Below are 20143 nucleotides of genomic sequence, written 5' to 3'. Positions count from 1 at the left end.
CTCCGTATCCGTTTCATGACCCGAGCAGTTCGGCATTGCCTTCGCCGAGCGCAGGCGCCGCATGATGGGGTTTGAGCAGATGCCCGTTGAAGCGCGCCGGATAGCGTATCGCCCGGACGGCGCCGGAAGGCGTATCGAGCTGCGAATAAAGCTCGTTGTGCCGCACTTGCGGGTCGTTCAGATGCGCGTCGGGCGCATTGACGGGACCGGCGGGCACATCGAGTTCGCGAAAGCGCGCGAGCCAGTGCGCCGTCGTCTTCTGCCTGAGCGGCGCTGCGATGCGCTCGAAGAACGCATGCGTCATGTCGCGCTTGCTGGTGATCTTCTTCAGCTCGTCTTTCCATTCGGGATGCCCGACGGCATCGAGCGTGCGGCTCAACTGCTTGCCCGACACCGGCGACACCACCAGATAGCCGTCGCTCGTCGCGAGCACGGGCTGCGGCGCGAGCGTCTCGGACGATGCATCGTCGATGAACGCGCGGTTATGGAACATGTCGGGGAAGTTGTAGTAGGAGAGCATGTCGAGCATCGACGTCTCCAGATGAATCGCTTTCTGCGCGCGGTCCCGCGCGATCAATCCGGAGAGCGCCATCTGCGCGGCGAAGATCGCGGCCACCTTGTCCGCCACGAAGGTATTCGTCGCGCGCGGCGTGCCGCCCGCCGCCTCGTAGCTCAGCAGGCCGGTACGGCCCTGGATCAGCGCGTCGAAGGCGGGCTCCGCGGCGAGATCGCCGTCCGGGCCATAACCCGTGATCGAAAGCTGGACGATGCGCGGGTTCAGCTCGCTCATGGCCTCGAAGCTCAGGCCGAGCGACGCCGACACATGCGGACGCCAGTTCTCGATATAAAGATCCGCCTCACGCAGCAGCGCCTTGAACTTCGCGAGGTCGTCGGCGGACTTGAGATCGAGCGTGACGCTGCGCTTGCCGCGATTCGCATTGGTCCAGACCGTGCCCACGCCCTTCCAGCCGTGGCCGAAATTGCGATACGGATCGCCCGCAGGCGGCTCGACCTTGATGACGTCGGCGCCGAGATCGGACAGCATCTGCGCGCAGAACGGGCCCGAGATATAGCTGCACGCTTCGACGATCTTCACGCCGGCGAGCGGGCGTCTGAAGGCATTGTCGTCGGGCGTCGCGGCCATCGTGGATGCGTGTGTCATGCGTGTTGCTCCTGTGTTTTGATTGCATGCGCCGCCGTGACGGCGCGCAGTTGCGCCATCGCGAGCACCATGTCGAGAACGGGTGTGGCCACATCCGTGAGATCGCGCAGCGCGCGAATCGAGCGGCTCAGCGGTTCGAGTTCGAGCGGACGTCTGGCTTCGAGATCCTGCAGCATCGACATCTTGTGATGCGACGCACCGACCGTCAGCGCTATGCGCTTGTCCGGCGCCGGTCCGATCGTGAGTCCCAGTTGAGCTGCGATGCCATCGGCTTCGGACATCATCGCCCTGACGACGGGCAGCACGCCGCCCGCCTCGGCCATCTCGCCCAACGTGCCCTGCGTGAGCAGCGCGACGGGATTGAACGCGAGACTGTTGACGAACTTGACCCAGATCGCGGCGCGAATGTCCTTGTTCACCTTCGCGTCGATGCCGCTCGCGCACAGCAACTCGCTCAATGCGCGCACGCGGGGAGAGTCGCTGCCGTCGAGCTCGCCGACGGGACAGCCGGCCTTCGCGCCGTCCTGCACGATGACGCCCGGCGCGCTCGCATGCGCGCCGATCCAGTAGACGCAGCCCAATACCTGCTTCGGCGCGATGGCGCGCCACTGGCGTCCGTCACGATCGAGCGCGGGCAGTTGGCTGCCATCGAAACGGCCGGGGAACGCGTGAAAGAAGTAGTAGGGAATGCCGGTGGTCGGCGGCAGCACCGTGGTATGCGGGCCGATCAGCGGCGCGATCTGTTCGAGCGCCGCATCGACCTGATGCGCCTTGAGCGTGATGAACACATAGTCCTGTGCGCCGAGCTCGCGTGTGTCGGAGGTGGCGCGCACGGGCACCGTGAACGCTTCCCTCGCGGTTGTCACGCGAAGCCCGTGTTCGCGGATGGCGTCGAGCGTCTTGCCCCGCGCGACGACGCTCACCTCGCAGCGCCCGGCGCGCGCCAGATGCGCCGCCAGATAGCCGCCGATTGCCCCGCCCCCGAAAATGCATACCTTCAGCATAGTGCGCTCTCTTGCGAATCCGATTGGCCGCGCGGAGCATCGCTTCAGAGAAGAGCGAGCGCCAGCGCCTGCGATGACCACAAGATACGGGCCGCGCCAGCAAGAGGGGAAATACTAAAAAACGATGATTCAAGCAGATCGGCGTATAGCTGGGAAAGACGGTTATCGCGCGGGCTGCTCGCTTCGTCGCGCGCGTCTGAAGGCGGCGGGCGCGACGCCCGTGGCGCGGCTGAATGCCGTGCTGAACGCGCTGTCCGAGTAGTAGCCGATGGACAGCGCGATATCGATCATCGACCGTTCGCTGTTGATGAGCGCGTCCTTCGCGAGCGCGATGCGCCAGTTCGACAGATACGTGGCGGGCGCGACGCCGACACGCTCGGCGAAGCGCCGCGCGAACGCGGCGCGCGACATGCCGACGTCCTTCGCGAGCAGCTCGACGGTCCAGTGACGCGCCACGTCAGCGTGCATTTTCTGGAGCGCGAGGTGAATGTGCGGATCGGCCATGCCGCTGAACCAGCCCGCCTCGCGCGCATCGATCCTCGTCAGCGGACGCCGCCACACTTCGACCAGCATGATTTCGACGAGCCGGCTCATCACCAGATCGCGTCCCGGCAGATCGCAGCCGGACTCCTCGCCGATCAGCGCGATCAGGCGCGATAGCCGCCCGGCTTCCTCGTCCGACGCACGGATGTACAGAAAGTCCGGCAGCATGCCCGAGAACAGCGCGGTGTGCTCCGGGACGATCTCGAAGTACCCGCCGACGAGACGCACCATGTCGCCGCCCGCGCCCTCGTCCCATCGCACGTAATCGTGGCTCGCGATGCCCTCTTCCAGCGCGTGCAGCGTAGCGCTCGTATCGAGATCGCTGACGAGGCAGTAGCGGGCCGTCGTGCGCATGAGCAGGTAGTCGCCCTGGCGCATCAGGAGCGGCTCGCCCTGACGCGGCACGTACCAGCATTGCCCGGTGACGACGAGACAGAACACGGGCATGTCGCGCGACGGCACGCTCATGCCCCATCGACCGTGCGCCTCGACCGTTCTCCAACTGATCGCCTGCGGCCGCATGAGCCGGATGATGTCGGTGAGGATGTCCATAATGAGACGATCGATAAATTTTAAGAGACGGGCTCTTATAGATTAACTCAATGTGTTGCCTTAACTTGTACTGCAACGACCGGTGCATTCATCGGAGAAAACAAGAAGGAGACACGCAATGAAGCTCAAGGACCGCATCGTCGTGGTCACGGGCGCGGCGCAGGGCATGGGCCGCGCGATCGCGATCGAGGCAGCCCGCCAGGGCGCGGCATGGGTCACCCTCGCCGACGTGCAGGAAGACCGCGGCGCGACGGCCGCTCACGAAGTCGAGCGGGCGGGTGCGAAAAGCATCTTCATCCGCACGGACCTGTCCAACACGGAATCGATCCGCCACATGATCGACGAGACCGCGCGCCTCGCGGGCGGCATCGACGTGCTCGTCAACAACGCGGGCGTCACCGACGACGGCCTGACCGGCCGCTCGCCGACCATCGAAGACCTGCCCGAAGCCGTCTGGGACACGGTCATGAACGTCAATCTCAAGGCGATGTGGCTCGCGAGCAAATTCGCGGCGCCCTGGCTGCGGCGCTCCACGAAGAGTCCCGCCATCGTCAACGGCGCATCGGTCGCGAGCAGCGTCGCGTATCCGGGTTTGCCCGCGTATGCGGCGAGCAAGGGCGGCGGCGTCATGCTGACCAAGGCCATCGCACTCGATCTCGCCGATGCGGGCATCCGCTGCAACGCCTACGCGCCGGGCGCCATCGACACGCCGATGCTGTCGCATAGCGTCGAGCACGCGCAAGACCGCGAGAAGGCCCGCGCGCGCCTGTGGGGCACGCATCTGCTCGAGCGTCTGGGGCAACCCGAGGAAGTCGCGAAGCTGGTGTGTTTTCTCGCCTCCGACGAAGCCTCGTTCTCGACGGGCAGCACCTTCAGCATCGACGCCGGCACGCTCGCGTGGCGCGGCGTCCACTGAACGCGGGCACGGTGACGCGATGCGAGCCACGGACCTGCGCGGCGCGAAGTCGGTTCTGGCATGCCGCCTGGCCCGCACGCTGTCTCTCGCGCTGTATATGAGCGACCCGATCCGTCAGATGGCCGACGAGCGCCTTGTTGCCGCTTATGTCGGCGAGCCGGAATCGAACCTGCGTGGGCCGGTCGACACGATCGGTTTCACGCGAACAGCAAGGAAGGAACGCTGACATGAACATGCGCCAACTCCAGTACTTTCTCGCCGTCGCCGCCGAGCTGAATTTCACGCGCGCGTCGGAACGCGTGAACATCGCGCAGCCCGCGTTGAGCGCGCAGATCATCGCGCTGGAAGACGAACTGGGCACGCCGCTCTTCACGCGGGAAAAGCGCAAGGTGCTGCTCACGCCGGCAGGCGACATTCTCGTCGAGCATGCGCAGCGGGTGCTCAACACGGCGACGGCGGCGATCGCGGCGGTGCGCGCATCGGGACGCGGGGCGCGCGCGCATCTGATCGTCGGCTCGATCTACACGGCGATCTACTGCTTCCTGCCGAACACGCTGCGACTCTTCAACACGCTCGCGCCGAATTCGGATGTGAGCCTGCAGGAAATGACCATCTCCCAGCAGATCGCGGGCCTCAAGGAAGGCCTGATCGAAGTCGGGGTCGTGCGCGGACATGTCTTCGATCACAGCATCGTCACCGAGCTGCTGTATCGCGAGCTGCTCGTGGTCGCCGTGCCCGCCGGAAGCGAATACGACGTGCCGGGCCCGGTCGATCTGCACGATCTCGCGACGTGGCCGCTCATTGCAGTGGCGCGCGGCACGGCGACGGAGCGCGGCTATGGCGACAAGATCCTGGACATCTTCGAGGACGCGAACCTCAAGCCCAACGTCGCGAAAGAGGCCCACGACATGCATACGTCCGCCTGTCTCGTCGCGGCGGGCGTGGGCGTCGCCGTCGTGCCGGCCGTCATGCAGCTCATGCAGCCGCACGGCGTCGCCTACCGGCCGCTCGCCGTCGATACCGCGGGCGTCTCGCTGTCGCTCGCCTGGCACAAGGACCGCGTGCCGCCGCTGCTCAACGCGTGGCGCGAAGCCGCGCGCACGAACGCGGCGCAACTGATCGCGCGTCATCCGGAATATTTCATCGATACTTCCACGCCGCGTCTGGTCGAAGCCGCGGCCGCCTGAGCGCTCATCGCGGCTCGTTGCATGCTTCCCGCAGCCAGTCGTCGATCTCTTCGCTGTGCTCGCCAAGACGCGGCGCCGCGCTCACCTCGGCTGCGCGCGCGCCGTGAAAGCGCACCGGCGCGCGCATCTGCAAGTAATCCCCTTCCGACGGATGCGTCCTGCGCTCGAAAAAGCCTACCGACGCCAGATGAGGATCGGCGAGCACGCCGTCGAGATCGCGGACCTCCGATGCAGGAATATCGCATTCGGCGAACAGCGTGAGCCAGTAACGCAAAGGCCTGTCCGCCACGATGCGCGCCATTTCCGCGTGCATCCGGTCGAGCGCGTGAAAGCGCTCGCGCGCCGTGCAGAGCCGTTCGCGCGCGAGAAAGTCCGCGTGCCCCGTCACGTCGAAGAAACGCACCCAGCGTTCGTCCGTATAAGGCGCGACCGCGATGTAGCCGTCGAGACACCTGAGCGGCTGGCGCAGCGGATCGAGTTGGCGCGGATAGCCCGCCGGATCGGTCGGCGGGATCAGCGCGCGGCCATAGAGATGCTCCTGCAACAGGAAATGCGTGAAGCACTCGAACATCGGCACTTCGACGGCCTGACCTTGGCCCGTCCGCTCCCGATGCAGCAACGCGCCGAGCACGGCATAGGTCGCGTGCAGGCCGGCGACCTTGTCGGCCATCGCCATCGGCAGATAGCGCGGCGCAGGGTTGCCGTCGGCGCGCGGCAGAAGACTCGCCGCCCCCGATGCAGCCTGGATGATGTCGTCGTAAGCGGGCCGGCCCGCATACGCCCCGCCTTCGCCGAAACCCGTGCAGTGCACATGCACGAGGCGCGGATGCAGCGCGCGGATCGCGTCGTAGCCGAGGCCCAGCCGCTCGATCGCGTCGCGGCGCAGGTTGTGGATGAACACGTCGCAGCGGGCCAGCAGACGCAAGAGCGAAGCCTTGCCGCGCGGCGTCTTCAGGTCCCACACGACGGACCGCTTGCCGCGATTGAGCGTCATGTGCGCCGGCCCCATGCCGCGCGTTTTCGCGGGCCGCCCGACGCGCCTGATCTCGTCGCCCGCGAGTGGTTCGATCTTGATGACGTCCGCGCCCATTTCGGCGAGCGTCGCCGTGCAATACGGGCCGAAGATCACCGACGTCATGTCGAGAATGCGGATGCCGTCGAGAATGGGCGATGCAGCCATGAGTGTGTTTCTCCGCGCCAGCGCTCAGACCGTTTCGTCGAGCGTCAGCAGCAGCTTCAGGTCGAACGAGGGATCGGCGGCCTGCTCGCGCGTCGGACTGATGCGCCGTTGCAAGAGTCGCCGCGCGGCCATGTGTTCGGCTGGCCGGTTGCACGATTCGACGCCCGTCAGCCGATGATGCCGGTAGCGGAACACCGAGAACGCGCCGGATGCGGGGTCGCCGCGCACGACGCTGCTATCGAGCCTGCGCGCGACGCCCGCGATCTGCAGCCGCGCGCCGCCCTGATCGCTCCAGAAGACCGGCGTTTGATCGTAAGGCGTCGAATCGCCGAGCAGCGCGCGGGCCACATGGCGCGCCTGATCGACCGCGTTCTGCACGGATTCGAGGCGCAGCAGATCGCCGCCGTCGAACGCGTACGGAAAAGCCGCGCAATCGCCGATGGCCGAGATCGCCGCATCCGATGTGCGCAGACGCGCGTCGACGATGATGCCGTTGTACACCGACAGCCCGCACGCAACCGCAAGCTCGCTGTTCGGCACCACGCCCGCGGCCACTAGCACGAGATCGGCGTCGAGCCGCGTGCCGTCGGCCAGTTCGACCGCGCAGACGCGATCGTCGCGGCCGACGATGCGCTCGACGCGCGCATCGAATGAAAAGCGGACGCCCGCGGCCTCGTGATGCGCCGCGTACGCCGCCGACATCTCCGCCGAGATCGCGCGCTTCATCACGCGGTCCACGGATTCGACCACATGCACGTCGCGACCTTTCGCGGCCGCGACGCTGGCGACTTCCAGACCGAGGAAGCCGCCGCCGATCACGACCACGCGACGCGCGTCTTCGAGTTGCGTTTTGAGCCGATGCGCATCGGAGAGCGAACGAAGCGACACGATGCCATGCGCCGGCTGCGCCGCGAACGTCAGTGCGCGATTGCGCGATCCGGCCGCGAGCACGAGATGATCGTAGGGCACGACGCGCCCCGACGACAGCGAAAGACGCCTGCGCCGGCGATCGATCGCAGCGACGCGCTCGCCCGCCAGCCGCTCGATGCGCGCATCGTCGAACCAGTGCGGTTCTTCGAGACTCAGGTCGTCCGCCGTCACGTCGCCCGTGATAAAGCTCTTCGACAGCGGCGGCCTCTGATACGGCAGACCCGCTTCGTCGCCGATGAGCCGGATCGCGCCATCGTAGCCTTCGTCGCGCAGGGAAGCCGCGGCCTGCAGCCCGGCCTGCCCCGCGCCGACGATCACGATCGATTCGGGCCGCGCGTTCACTGCTCGCGCTCCGGCGTCGCCGCGTCGTCGTACACCTTCTCGACCTTGATCGCCTTCGACGGGCATTTGCGCGCCGCGCCCAGCACCTTGTCGTAGAGCGCTTCGTCCGGTTCCGTCTGCAACAACTTGACGACGCCGTCCTCGTCGCGCTGATCGAATACATCGGCGCTCGACAGCACACACAGTCCCGCGCCGACGCACACGTCCTGATCGACTGCGACGTGCAATTTGAAGTTTCCGTTTGCCATGCCCTGCTCTCCTTCATCGCTACGATGAGCGCGCTGCGGTTGATTACCAGGTGACGGGCAGGGCTTCGAGACCCTGCACGAAATGATCGCCCTTGCCTTTGATCTCTTCGAGCGGCACGGCGAAACGCAAGCCCGGCATGCGCTCGAAGAGCGTCGCGAACACGACCTGCAACTCGACGCGCGCAAGCGGCTGGCCAAGGCACTGGTGAATGCCGTAGCTGAACGCGACGTGATGATCGGCCTTGCGCGTGATGTCGAAACGCTCCGGCTGCTCGAACGCCGTCGCGTCGTGATTCGCGCCGGAAATCAGCGCGATCACGCCGTCGCCCTTGCGGATCATCTGTCCCGCCACTTCCACGTCTTCCGTCGCGACCCGGAACGCGTTGTAGTGCACGATGGTATGAAAGCGCAGCATTTCCTCGACCGCATTACGCAACAGCGACGGGGTCTCGCGCAGCAGGCGCAACTGGTCCGGGTTGGTCAGAAAGCTGAAGACGCCAAGCGCCATCTGGTTCGCGGTCGTTTCGTGGCCAGCCATCAACAGCAGCTCGGCCATGATGACCAGCTCGCGATGCGACAGATGCCCCGGCCGCACCTGCTCGACGATCAGCCGGCTCAGCAGGTCCGTGCGATTCTCCGCGTCCTTCGCGCGCTCGGTGATGAGCCGGTCGAGATACGACAGAATGCGGTCGGACGCCGCCTTCGGGATCGACGGGTCGACATCGAGCAGCACCTTGAGGCGGCTTTGCTCCTGAAAGAAGCCGTGATCGCACGCGGGCACGTCGAGCAGGCCCGCGATCACTTCCGACGTCAGCGGCAGAAAAAGATCTTCGACCAGATTCGCGGGCGGGCCTTTTTCCAGCAGCTCATCGACGAGCCGGTTGAAGATCGACTCGATGCGCGGGCGCATGTCGCTCACGCGCTTGATCATGAATTCCTTGGTCAGCATGCGGCGAAAGTGGCCGTGCTGCGGCGGGTCCATGCGGATGAACGCCGGCTCGAGATCGAGCACCGCATTGCGCGCCGGCGACAGGCTCGGAAAGCCGCTCACGTGCGGGTCGCCGCTGAAGCGGTTGTCGCCGAGCACGGCGCGCACGTCGTCGTAGCGCGTGAAGAGCCACGCGTCGCGGCCGTCCCACATGCGCACCTTCGCCGCCCCCGGCTGCTGCTGGAAATCGCGGTACTCCGCGGGCGGGACGAACGGACATTGCCGTGGCATCGGGAACGCCGGCTTGCTGAAAGGACATCCAGACATAGCGCCTCCCGTCACATCCATTGAATGATTGAGTTCATGTCGGCGAGCCGCTTACAGACCGCCATTGACGTCGAGCGTCGCGCCGGTCACGTAGCGGGCGTCGTCGCTGACGAGAAAGCCGATCGCCGATGCGATTTCTTCCGGTTCCGCCGCGCGTTGCAGGCCCGAGCCCGCGATGAGCTTGTCGCGGATTTCCTTGGGCACCTTCTCGCCCATCGCGGTATTGATGGTTCCCGGCGACACCGCCGCGACGCGAATGCCATGCGGCCCGAGCGGCTTCGCGAGACTCTTCGTCAGATTGATGACGGCCGCCTTCGAGCCGCCGTAGTCGGTCACGCCGCTGCCCGCCGTCGCGACGATCGACGCGAGATTCACGATCACGCCGCCGCCGCCCGCCTTGACCAGACGCTTCGCCACTTCCTGGCTGAGAAAGAACGGCGCGCGCGCATTGACGCCGTAGGTAAAGTCGTAATCCGTGGGCGAGATATCGAAGAACGTCTTGCCGTGCCAGACACCCGCGTTGTTGATCAGCACGCGGATCGTGCCGTGTTCCTCGTCGATGGCTTCGACGGCCGCGCGAATCTGCGCGATATCGGTCACGTCGCACTTGCGGTAGGCATAGTCGCCCTTGCCCGACTCGGCCACGTCGAGCCCGACGACCTTATAGCCGCGCTCTCTCAGGTTCTTGCAAATGGCTTGTCCCGTCAGGCCGTTCGAGCCCGTAACGACTGCAACGCTGCTGCTCATGTGTCACCTCTTCTCACGATATGGTCTTGAACCGGTTCATCTTCATGCGCGCTCTGAGTCGAGCGGCTCAGGCTCAAGATTCGCGCGCCGGGCGTTGCAGGTCCAATACTGTTTTACGAGATCGTGAGACCGAATTCCTATAGTTGCTATCGTTGCCCCGCCGTCACGCCGACGCTTCAGCGTCGAACGACGATGCCCGCGCGCTCGCGATCCCAGCAGTCGGCCGTGATGCCTTCCGCGCGCAGCCGATACTTCTCGACGCGCTCGCTTGGCGTCTTCGGCAGGCTGTCGCGGAACGCGACGTAGCGTGGAATCGCGAAGTAGGCGAGCCGCGGCTCGCACCAGCGGATGAGATCGGTTTCTGTGAGCAACTCGCCGCGCCTCAGCACGATGACGGCCTTCACGTCGTCTTCGCCCAGGTCCGAAGGCACGCCCACCACGCACGATTCGAGCACGGCCGGATGCGCGCCGATCACGGCCTCGACCTCGAACGACGAGATGTTCTCGCCGCGCCGCCGCAATGCCTGCTTCTTCCTGTCGACGAAGTGGAAGTAGCCGTCGTCGTCCTGGCGCGCGAGATCACCGGTATGAATCCAGAGATTGCGAAACAGTTCGAGCGTCGCGTCGGGGTTCTTGTAGTAGCCGCTCGTGCCGAGAAACGGACGCTGCGGCCTCACGACCAGCTCGCCCGTCTGTCCGCGATTTACTTCGTTATCCAGATCGTCTACGACACGCACATCGTAGCCCGTGATCGCCTTGCCGCATGAACCCGCGCGTCGATCCTCGTATGGATTGACGAGACAACTGCTGCATTCGGTCATGCCGTACAGCTCCAGCAGGCGCGTGTCGAAACGCGCCTCGAACGCATGCCAAAGATGCGGCGGCGCGGCGGCGCCCACCATCAGGCGCAATGGATTGTCGGCATCGAGCGGAGATGGCGCCTGCTTCATCAGAATCGACAGCATCCCGCCGATGAACTTCGCCGACGTGCAGTTCCATCGGCGGCAATCGTCGAGCATGCGGCTCGCCGAGAAGCGTTCGACGAATACGGCCTGCGCATCGGCGAGGATCGCGGGACCGGTCGTGCCGTGCGCGCTCGTGTGAAAGAACGGCAGGCCGGTGTAGAGCACGTCTTCATCGGTGTAGCGCGCATACCGCGCGGCCTGCGACCAGATCTCGTACCAGTAGTGATGGCTGATCAGCACGCCCTTCGAGCGCCCCGTCGTGCCGGATGTATAGGAGATGGTCGATAACTGCCTGAAGTCCACGGACACGCCCGGCGCCGTTTCCGCGCGCGACATCAGTTCGTCGAAGTGCAGCACTTCGCGTCCCGGCCAGCCCGCGAGAGACGGCGTCGTGCCTGCATCGACGACGATCGTGTGATGCAGCTTCGGCAGCCGATCCGCGATCGCGCCGAGCGCTTCGGCATACGCGGGCTCGGCGACGAGCGCGACGCAATCCGCATGGTCGATCTGATACGCGAGGCCTTCGCCTTTCAGCGCGACGTTGATCGGCACGCACACCGCGCCGATCTTGTTCAGGCCGAACCACGCGAGCAGAAACTCGACGCGGTTCGCGAGCATCAGCGCGACCTTGTCGCCGGGTCCAACGCCGAGTGCGCGAAAGCCGTTCGCCGCGCGATTCGACGACGCATTGAGTTCTTCGAAGCTGACGGTCCGGTCCTGAAAGCGGAACACTTCATGATGCGGATGCCTTCGCGCCTTGTCTTCGATGATGTGACCGATCACGCACTCGGTCTGCGCATAGTCGTGCATCGTCCATTCCGACCATCTGCGTTCGGCGCGTTCGAACTTGTCGTCCCACTGACCCATCGTGTCGCTCACTGTGGCTGGTTCATCGTTTGCGCGGCGGGGTCACGCGGAATTTCATCGTCGATGACCCGCATCAGCCCTTCCTGCATCGCCGTGCCGATCCGCCGCCCGTCCTGATACAGCGCGCCCATGCCCAGACCGCGATTGTTCGTGGCGCTCGGCCCGCTCATGTCGTAGTAGAACCACGCATCGGGCCGCGCGGGCGCGTGAAACCACATCGCGTGATCGAGGCTCGCGGAGCGCGTGCGGCCGTCCATCGTGCCGTGGCCGCGCGGGCGCATCGCGGTGGTCATCAGGTCGAGGTCGCACGCATAGGCGAGCACGGCATGACACAGCAGCGGATCATCGCCGCACGGCTCGCGCAAACGGCACCAGAGCCCGTTGACGGGCGCCATCGCGCCGGGATCGAGCCACGGACGCCACATCTCGCTGCGGCGCTCGAAGAGCCGCATGATCGTCGACACATGCGAGCGCCGATGTTCCAGCAGATGCGCCTCGCGCGCGAAGAAATCCGCTTCGGCGGGCATCCGTTCGGGCGGCGGCACGTCCGGCATCGGCGACAGACGCGCGTGATCGCCCTCGGCCGCCTGAAACGACGCCGCGCCGATGAACACCACACGCTCCTCCTGCGTGACCGTCACCCGGCGTGTGCTGAAGCTGCGGCCATCGCGCACCGGCTGCACGTCGAAGCGGATGCGCTTCGTCACGTCGCCGGGGTGCACGAAATAGCCTTGCATCGAATGCAGGCGATGCGACTCGCGCACGGTCTGTCCCATCGCCATGATCGACTGCGCGAGAAGCTGACCGCCGTAGATGCGGCGCACGCCATCGACGAGCGATTCGCCCGTGAACACTTGACGACTCGTCTCGCGCACCCGCAGGATCGCCAGGAGGTCACTCACCATCAGCCGGGAATCGCGACGACGAGGCCATCCAGTTCCGGCGTGATCTCGATCTGACAGCTCAGGCGGCTGTTGCTGCGCGGCACGCCGATGCCTTCGAGCATCTCGCGCTCGATATCGCAGGCTTCGCCGACCGCGCCCATCCACGCATCGTCGACATGCACCTCGCAGGTCGCGCAACTGCACGCGCCGCCGCATTCGGCGACGATGCCCGCGATCATGTTGTCGATGGCGCCCTGCATCACGGAACTGCCGAGCGGCACGTCGACTTCCGTGATCTCGCCGCTCACCTGCACATATTTGACGACTGGCATTGCACACCTCTCTCTGGCTGAATCAATCGGACTGCTTCAATCCGACTGCTGCATGGTTTCGAACAGCGACTTCAATGGATACGCTTCATCGGCAAGACGCGCCGCATCGACCGCGACGCCTTCGGCGATCAGCCGCTTGCTGAGCATGAATTCCTGCGCGCGGTTGACACAATCGGCCGCGACCAGACGGCCGCCCTTCAGATAGAACGCGCTGAAGCTGCGGCCCGCGTCGCGCGCGCCGCGCACGACGACTTCGTCGTAGCCCGCGTTGAGACCCGCAATCTGGAGCTTGATGTCGTATTGGTCGGACCAGAACCACGGCAGCGCGCGATACGGCTTGTCCTTGCCGCACAGCGCGGCGGCGGCGGCCTTCGCCTGCTCGGTCGCGTTGGGCACGGATTCGAGGCGAATGCGCCCGTAGTACGGCGACGGGTGCAGCGTGCAGTCGCCCGCCGCGACGATGTCCGGGTCCGAAGTCCGCGCGCAGGCATCGACGACGATGCCGTTATCGACATCCAGTCCCGCCGCTTCCGCCAGCTCGACGTTCGGCGCCACACCGACGCCGATCACGACGAGACTCGCGGGCAAAGCCGTGCCATCGCGCAGAATGATCCGCTCGACGCGTTCGCCGCCTTCGAAATGATCGACGATCACGCCCGTACGGATATCGACGCCCTCTTCCCGATGCACGCGCTCGAAGAAGTCCGACACCTCCGGCGCGGTCACACGTGCGAGCACGCGCGGCGCCATTTCGAGTACCGTTACATGCATACCGAGACGCCTGAGCACGGCCGCCGTCTCCAGCCCGATGTAACCGCCGCCGACAATTGCGGCATGCCCGCCCGGTTGCACATGCCGCCTGATGCGGTCGATGTCCGCTATGCCGCGCAAATAATGCACGCCTTCGAGCTGCGCGCCGGGAAGCGCAACGGTGCGCACGCGCGTGCCGGTGCACAGCGCGAGCTTGTCATAAGCGAGCGATGCGCCATCGCGCAGCGTCACCGTCTTGCGCTCGCGATCGATCGCGACGACCCGCTCGCCCAGACAGAACTCGATGCCGAGTTTGCCGTAAGCGTCTTCGGCGCGGATCAGCAGATCGTTGCTGCTCTTTTCGCCGAGCAGATACGCTTTCGACAACGGCGGCCGGTGATATGGCAGATGCGGCTCGTCGCCGATCACGACGATGCGCCCTTCCCAGCCTTCCTGCCGAAGACTCGGCGCGAGTTGCGCAGCCGCATGGCTCGCGCCGACGATGATGCAGGTCCGCTCCACGATGTTCTCCTTGCCGTCGCTCATTGCGTCACGGCAGGCCATGCGCCGCCTGCCCGTTTCAGCACTTCCTCGCTGTGCTCGCCGAGCATCGGCGGCGAGCGGTCTATGCGCGTCGGCGTCGCGGAGAAGTTGAGCGGATTGTTGATGATCCTGAACTCGCCGCCCTTCGGATGCGGCAGCGTCTTCAGCAGGTTATCGACGACATGCGGATCGCTGAACACTTCGGGCCACGTGCGCACCGCGCCGTAGATCGCGCCCGCCGCCGACAGCCGCGCTTCCCATGCGTCGAGATCGCGCGTCGCGAAGATCGCGGCGAGCCGTTCGTTGACGAGCTCGCGATTCGCGAGACGCGCCGCCTTCGTGGCGAAGCGTTCATCGGTCTTCAGTTCCGGCGCGTCGAGCGCGTCGCAGAGCACCTGCCAGAACTTGTCGTTGATCGTGATGATCATGATGTCGCGGCCATCGGAGGTCGCGTACGTGTTGTTCGGCACGATGTCCCAGTGCTGGTTGCCCATGCGCGAGGGCGTTTTCGCGGTCAGGTCGAAATAGACGTCGCGCGGCACCTGACTGAAGATGCTGGCATCGAGCATCGACAGATCGACGCGCTGGCCTTCGCCCGTGCGTTCGCGCGCCTGCAACGCGGTGAGCATGCCGATCGCCGCGAGCAGCGCCGTGACGAGATCCGAGAACGGAAAGCCCGTCTTGAGCGGCCCGGATTCCTCGGTGCCCGTGACCTGCATCACGCCCGAGATCGCCTGGATGATCATGTCGAGCGCCGGCCGGTTGCGGTCGCGGCCGTTGCGGTCGAAGCCCGAGATCGAGCAATAGACGAGGCGCGGATTCAGCTCGCGCAGCGCTTCATAACCGATGCCCACGCGCTCCGTGAAACCCGGCCGGAAATTTTCGACCAGCACGTCGGCTTCGGCCGCGAGCGCGCGCGCGGCGGCCTGTCCTTCCTCCGTCTTCAGATCGATCACGATGCCGCGCTTGTTGCGGTTCACGCCGAGAAAGAACGCGCCGTCGCCGTTAAGCGTGGTCTCGCCGGAGCGGCGGAACGGGTCGCCTTCCGGCTGCTCGACCTTGATCACGTCGGCGCCGCAATCGCCCAGCATCATCGTCGCGAACGGGCCCGTCATCATCTGCGTGAAGTCGAGCACTTTCAGGCCTTGCAGCGCCGTCCTCATGCTTTTTCCTTTTCGGTGTAGAACGCTTCGCGCTCGTGATTCGATGCGCGCACGCCCTTGTCGCGCCGCTGCTTCATGAAGTTGTATTCGTCGGGCTCGTAGCGCACGTTGGTGGCGAGCGCGTGCAGAACGTGACCGTATGAGAATTGCGCGTCGATGCCGAGCGCGTTCATCGCCAGATTCGTGGCGGCCTTGCCCATCACGATGCCGTCGCGCGGCAGCCGCACGATGCGTTCCGCCCATTCCTCGCCCGCGTCTTCCAGCGATGCGCGCGGCACGACCTTGTTGACGAGGCCGTTGGCGAGACAGGTCTGCGCGTCCCAGACGTCGGCCATCAGCAGTAATTCGCGCGCCTTGCGCGGACCGAGCGTCATCATTTCCCAGGCGGCGAAGTAGGCCGCGCCGGAGAGCCCGAGCTTCTGCTCCGGATGTCCCATCTTCGCGGTATCGGCCGCGATGACGAGATCCGATGCTTCGGCCAGATACAAACCGCCGCCGAGGCAATAGCCCTTCACCAGCGACAGCGTCGGCTTGAGAAACTTGAAAATCCGCTCGAAGCGTTCGATGTAGCGCTTGTCGTGCAACAGGCGGGCGCGCTGGCTCGGCTTGCGCGGACGGCCCTTGTCGTCGTAAGTGGTTGCGCCGTATTCGGTGCCGACCTCCGCCAGATCGTGACCGGTGCTGAAGTCGTCGCCCGCGCCTTGCAGCACGACCACGCGCACGTCGTCGTCGGCTTCCGCGCGGTCGTAGCCGTCCATGAGCTGATCGAGCATGGCGCTCGTCATCGCGTTCTTCTTCTCCGGGCGATTGATGGTGATGTAAGCCCGGCCATCCTTCGCGACATAGTCGATGCTGCCTGTCATGCGTGTTCTCCTGTGCTTGATGGCGCGCGTCAGTTGTTCAGGTTGATCGCGACCGCTTTGACTTCGGTGTAGAGCTCGATGGCCTCGAAGCCGCGCTCGCGGCCCCAGCCCGATTGCTTGTAGCCGCCATAGGGCAAGGTCGCGTCGGGCGACGACAGCGCATTCACATTGACGATGCCCGCCTGCATGCGCCGCGCCATCTTGTGCGCGCGGCCGATGTCCTTCGTCCAGATGCTGGCCGCGAGCCCGTAGGTGGACGCGTTCGCGGTCGCGGCGATGCGGTCGAGGTCGTCGTCATCGAAGGACATCGCGCACAGCACCGGCCCGAAGATTTCTTCGTCATGCACCTTCATGCCGGGCTTCACGCCGGTCAGCACGGTCGGCTGCACGAAGAAGCCGCGCTCGCCCGACGTGCCGCCGCCCGCGTACAGCGTCGCGCCTTCTTCCTGTCCGCTATGGATGTAGCCGGCCACGCGATCGAGCTGGCGTCGCGAGATGACGGGGCCCATGTCCGTGCCCGCGTCGAGGCCGTGGCCCATCTTCATGTTGTTGGCGCGCTTCGCGATGAGTTCCAGCAGCGGCTCGAACGCGCGCTCGTGGACATAGAGCCGCGAGCCCGCCGCGCAGATCTGCCCGGCGTGAAAGAAGATCGACGAGCACACGCCCGCCGCGGCGGCTTCCAGGTTCGCATCGGGAAAGACGATCACGGGCGACTTGCCGCCCAGTTCCAGCGAGACGCGCTTGAGATTGCCGCTCGCCGCCTGCAGGATGCGCCGCCCCGTTTCGCCCGAGCCCGTGAACGCGACCTTGTCGACGCCCGGATGCGCGGCCATCGCAGCGCCGACCGGATTGCCGAAGCCCGTCACGATGTTCAGCACGCCCGGCGGAATGCCCGCTTCCAGCGCGAGTTCGCCGAGCCTGAGCGCGGTCAGCGGCGTCTGCTCCGACGGCTTCATGACGACCGTGCAACCCGCCGCGAGCGCGGGCGCGATCTTCCACATCGCCATGTTGAGCGGGAAATTCCACGGGATGATCTGCCCGACCACGCCCACTGGCTCGCGCATCGTGTACGCGTGCCACTCGCCCGCGAGCGACACGTTCGGCGTCTCGCCGCCCATCTTCGTCGTCCAGCCGGCCATGTAGCGCAGCATTTCGGCGATGCCCGCCACGTCGCCGTTGCGGCAGAACGGCAGCGGCTTGCCGCTGTTGATACATTCGAGTTGCGCGAGCCCGTCGCCGTGCGCTTCGATCAGATCGGCGAAGCGCAGCATCATGCGCGTGCGTTCCGAAGGCGTGACCTTGCGCCACGGCCCTTCGAACGCGCGGCGGGCCGCCTCGACCGCGCGATCGACGTCGCCGGCTGTCGCTTCGTCGACCGTGGCGATCACGTCGCCGGTCGCGGGATCGAGGATATCGGTGCGCCTGCCGCCATCGGAGGCGATCATGCGGCCGTCGATCAGCAGCCGATGTTCACGCGAAAGAAAGTCGCGCGCCGCCTCGCCCAGCGCCGGATGAAAACTCGTCGTCATGTCTGTGTCCTTCATGGTCAATGTCGTGGTCGCGCGTCACTTGCCGAGCAACTGCCGCGCGATGATCAGCCGGTGAATCTCATTGGTGCCTTCGAGAATCTGGTTCAGCTTCGCGTCGCGCATGAAGCGCTCGACGGGATATTCGGTCGAGTAGCCGTACGAGCCGTGCACCTGCACGGCTTCCAGCGCGGCTTCCATCGCGACGTCGGTGACATAGCACTTCGCCATCGACGAAAGCAGCGTGAGGCGGCTCGTGTCGCCCGCATCGATTTCCTGCGTGCTCGTGTAGAGCAGCGTGCGTGCGGCCTCGATCTTCATCGCCATGTCGGCGAGCTTGAACTGGATCGCCTGAAAGTCGCCGATGCGCTTGCCGAACTGGCGGCGGTCCTTCGCGTATTGCACGGATTCGTCGAGCGCGGCCTGTGCGAGTCCGAGCGACGACGCCGCAACCGATGGACGGTTCAGGTCGAGAATCCGCATGCATGCCTTGAAGCCCTGGCCTTCCTCGCCGAGCAGGCAATCGGCATCGACGCGCATGCTCTCGAAGAACACCTGGTAGCTCGGCGAGCCGTGACGGCCCATCTTCACTTCCTTGCGGCCGACCTTGAGGCCGGGCGTCTTCGTATCGACGAGAAACACGCTGATGCCGTCATGCCCGCGTCCTTCCGACGTGCGCGCGAACACGAGCATGAAGTGCGCTTGTGCGGCCCACGTGATCCAGCTTTTCTGCCCGTCGATCACATATGAAGCGCCGTCGCGGCGGGCCGTCGTGCGGATCGCGGAGACATCGGAACCGGCTTCCGGCTCCGTGATCGCCACCGACGAAATCGTGCGGCCCTTCGCGGCTTCCGGCAGATAGCGCGCCTTCTGCGCGTCGGTGCCGAAATGCAGCAGCGGCAGAATGAGGCCGATCGAGTTGTTCGCGCACAGCGTCGACGCCGCGAGCGACACCCGGCCGATCTCCTCCTTCGCGATGCACACCGAGGTCAGATCGCCGCCCGGGCCGCCGTATTCCTCCGGCACCCACATCTGCAAGAGGCCGAGATCGCCGAACACTTCGACGAGCGCCTCCGGAAAGTCGCGCGTCTCTTCCATTTCCGCGACGAGCGGGCGGACCCGTTCGTCCGCGACTCTGCGCACCATGTCGCGCAGCATCTCCTGTTCTTCGCTGAACTTCACCTTGTTCTCCTCGTATGCGCCGCGTCAGGGCAGCGTCACGTCGCGAAAGCCGAGCGCGCGCATCGCGGGCTCGTCGCTGACGCGAATCAGTTGCGCCTGTTCGGACAGGCTCTCGATCGTGAATGCATGCCAGCAGGGAATGGCGATCACGTCGCCGCGCGTCAGTTCGAGCGCGCCGAGCGGCTCGACCGTCACCCGCACCTGGCCGGATAGCACCGTGTACAGGTTGTTGTCGATGCGCGCACGCTGTGCGTGCGGTTCGCCATACGCCAGGCCGACCGACTGCACGCCGATGGTCTTCAGGCAAGCCGTGTCGAGATCGAACACGCCGTGCTCGCGCGCGCCGCGCTCCAGATCGGCGCGCTTGTGACGCATCGGCGAATACGGCTCGCGCGACGTCACGGGTTCGTTGCGCTGCGGGTGATCCTCGAAGAACATGCATTCGAGGTTCTGCACGAGCGGCACATCGAGAAAGTCGATCCAGAAAGCGGGCTCGTCGCCGAAATTGCTGTGGCCGTGCCAGTGCCACGACGGCGTGAGCACCACATCGCCCGGCGCGACGTCGATCTGCACGCCGTTGACGATCGTGAAGGTCTCTTTGCCCGCGTCGAGAATCAGGCGCAGCGCGTTAGGCGAATGCCGGTGCGAGCGCGCGGTTTCGCCGGGCAGCACGAGCTGATACGCAGCCACCAGATTGCGGCAGGTCGGATAGATGTTGCCGTCGATGGGATCGACCATGATCAGATTGCGCCGCTCCGCCTGTTCCGGCGACACGAAGGCGCACGCGGCGTCGAGCGCGGCGCGCGCATCGGCGTAGCGCCACACGGCGGGCACGAAGCGCGGGCGGGGCACAGGCCACATCTGCGGCGCTTTCTTGGCCCAGCCCGGCGACAGCGCGCGGGCCTGCAAGTCATCGAAGTAGGCTTCAGGCGCGGCGGGCGCCTCTGTGACGGTGTGCGACATCGCTGTTCCCTGTTCGTTTGTCTGCTTGCGAGGCGGTGC

20 protein-coding genes are annotated in these 20143 nt (G+C 65.7%); 3 read left to right on the top strand and 17 right to left on the bottom strand.

Translation table 11 applies throughout. The features are described 5' to 3' along the window. Nucleotides 1-13: 13 nt before the first annotated feature. The 3 genes from AWB74_RS18075 to AWB74_RS18065 form a co-directional block, all read right to left on the bottom strand. Nucleotides 14-1162: a CaiB/BaiF CoA transferase family protein gene (locus AWB74_RS18075; RefSeq protein WP_061148111.1), complete on the bottom strand. Its 1149-nt coding sequence runs from the start codon at nt 1160-1162 to the stop codon at nt 14-16. Continuing rightward, nucleotides 1159-2166, bottom strand: a complete 1008-nt coding sequence (locus tag AWB74_RS18070; protein WP_061148110.1) for a ketopantoate reductase family protein — start codon at nt 2164-2166, stop codon at nt 1159-1161. Before AWB74_RS18070 ends, AWB74_RS18075 begins: the two co-directional genes overlap by 4 nt. Before the next feature lie 162 nt (nt 2167-2328). Further along, nucleotides 2329-3261, bottom strand: a complete 933-nt coding sequence (locus AWB74_RS18065) for an AraC family transcriptional regulator (RefSeq protein ID WP_087039078.1) — start codon at nt 3259-3261, stop codon at nt 2329-2331. Between the two features lie 118 nt (nt 3262-3379). Here AWB74_RS18065 and AWB74_RS18060 point away from each other — a divergent pair, with 118 nt between their 5' ends. The 3 genes from AWB74_RS18060 to AWB74_RS18050 are packed head-to-tail and all read left to right on the top strand — an operon-like array spanning nt 3380 to nt 5364. Beyond that, nucleotides 3380-4177, top strand: a complete 798-nt coding sequence (locus AWB74_RS18060) for an SDR family NAD(P)-dependent oxidoreductase (protein ID WP_061148109.1) — start codon at nt 3380-3382, stop codon at nt 4175-4177. 19 nt (nt 4178-4196) lie between these two features. Further along, the gene (locus AWB74_RS18055; RefSeq protein WP_061148108.1) at nt 4197-4403 is read left to right on the top strand and encodes a hypothetical protein; all 207 of its coding nucleotides are present in this window, start codon (nt 4197-4199) and stop codon (nt 4401-4403) included. Between the two features lies 1 nt (nt 4404). Next, nucleotides 4405-5364 (top strand): LysR substrate-binding domain-containing protein, encoded by a 960-nt coding sequence (locus AWB74_RS18050; RefSeq protein ID WP_061148107.1) that lies wholly within the window; start codon nt 4405-4407, stop codon nt 5362-5364. A 4-nt stretch (nt 5365-5368) separates the two neighbouring features. On the opposite strand, the gene AWB74_RS18045 is transcribed toward AWB74_RS18050, so the two are convergent. The 14 genes from AWB74_RS18045 to AWB74_RS17980 form a co-directional block, all read right to left on the bottom strand. Continuing rightward, nucleotides 5369-6544 carry a CaiB/BaiF CoA transferase family protein gene (locus tag AWB74_RS18045; RefSeq protein WP_061148106.1) on the bottom strand — a complete coding sequence of 392 codons (1176 nt, stop codon included), beginning with the start codon at nt 6542-6544 and terminating at the stop codon, nt 5369-5371. Between the two features lie 24 nt (nt 6545-6568). Beyond that, nucleotides 6569-7816: an NAD(P)/FAD-dependent oxidoreductase gene (locus AWB74_RS18040; protein WP_061148105.1), complete on the bottom strand. Its 1248-nt coding sequence runs from the start codon at nt 7814-7816 to the stop codon at nt 6569-6571. After that, entirely contained in the window at nt 7813-8064 is a 252-nt protein-coding gene (locus AWB74_RS18035) for a ferredoxin (RefSeq protein WP_061148104.1), read from the bottom strand. Before AWB74_RS18035 ends, AWB74_RS18040 begins: the two co-directional genes overlap by 4 nt. Nucleotides 8065-8107: 43 nt before the next feature. Beyond that, a complete protein-coding gene (locus AWB74_RS18030; protein WP_235024613.1) occupies nt 8108-9283 on the bottom strand; it encodes a cytochrome P450 in 1176 nt (391 codons plus the stop codon). Between the two features lie 87 nt (nt 9284-9370). After that, nucleotides 9371-10066 (bottom strand): SDR family NAD(P)-dependent oxidoreductase, encoded by a 696-nt coding sequence (locus AWB74_RS18025; protein ID WP_061148102.1) that lies wholly within the window; start codon nt 10064-10066, stop codon nt 9371-9373. Nucleotides 10067-10242: 176 nt separating this feature from the next. Continuing rightward, nucleotides 10243-11910, bottom strand: coding sequence for an ATP-dependent acyl-CoA ligase (locus tag AWB74_RS18020; RefSeq protein WP_235024612.1), 1668 nt, complete (start codon nt 11908-11910; stop codon nt 10243-10245). After that, nucleotides 11907-12803, bottom strand: coding sequence for an acyl-CoA thioesterase (locus tag AWB74_RS18015; RefSeq protein WP_061148101.1), 897 nt, complete (start codon nt 12801-12803; stop codon nt 11907-11909). The genes AWB74_RS18020 and AWB74_RS18015 overlap by 4 nt, the downstream gene beginning before the upstream one ends. Beyond that, entirely contained in the window at nt 12803-13114 is a 312-nt protein-coding gene (locus tag AWB74_RS18010; protein ID WP_061148100.1) for a 2Fe-2S iron-sulfur cluster-binding protein, read from the bottom strand. The genes AWB74_RS18015 and AWB74_RS18010 overlap by 1 nt, the downstream gene beginning before the upstream one ends. Nucleotides 13115-13150: 36 nt before the next feature. Further along, entirely contained in the window at nt 13151-14410 is a 1260-nt protein-coding gene (locus AWB74_RS18005) for an NAD(P)/FAD-dependent oxidoreductase (protein ID WP_061148099.1), read from the bottom strand. Continuing rightward, nucleotides 14407-15570, bottom strand: coding sequence for a CaiB/BaiF CoA transferase family protein (locus tag AWB74_RS18000; protein ID WP_061148098.1), 1164 nt, complete (start codon nt 15568-15570; stop codon nt 14407-14409). The genes AWB74_RS18005 and AWB74_RS18000 overlap by 4 nt, the downstream gene beginning before the upstream one ends. Next, a complete protein-coding gene (locus AWB74_RS17995) occupies nt 15567-16433 on the bottom strand; it encodes an enoyl-CoA hydratase-related protein (RefSeq protein WP_061148097.1) in 867 nt (288 codons plus the stop codon). Before AWB74_RS17995 ends, AWB74_RS18000 begins: the two co-directional genes overlap by 4 nt. A gap of 29 nt (nt 16434-16462) precedes the next feature. Next, nucleotides 16463-17962 carry an aldehyde dehydrogenase family protein gene (locus AWB74_RS17990; protein WP_061148177.1) on the bottom strand — a complete coding sequence of 500 codons (1500 nt, stop codon included), beginning with the start codon at nt 17960-17962 and terminating at the stop codon, nt 16463-16465. 36 nt (nt 17963-17998) lie between these two features. Next, entirely contained in the window at nt 17999-19141 is a 1143-nt protein-coding gene (locus AWB74_RS17985; protein WP_061148096.1) for an acyl-CoA dehydrogenase family protein, read from the bottom strand. A 24-nt stretch (nt 19142-19165) separates the two neighbouring features. After that, the gene (locus tag AWB74_RS17980; RefSeq protein WP_061148095.1) at nt 19166-20104 is read right to left on the bottom strand and encodes a cupin domain-containing protein; all 939 of its coding nucleotides are present in this window, start codon (nt 20102-20104) and stop codon (nt 19166-19168) included. Nucleotides 20105-20143: the final 39 nt, after the last annotated feature.

The organism is Caballeronia arvi, from assembly GCF_001544695.2.
GTDB lineage: Bacteria > Pseudomonadota > Gammaproteobacteria > Burkholderiales > Burkholderiaceae > Caballeronia > Caballeronia arvi.
This window is presented reverse-complemented; position numbering and strand designations above follow the sequence as displayed.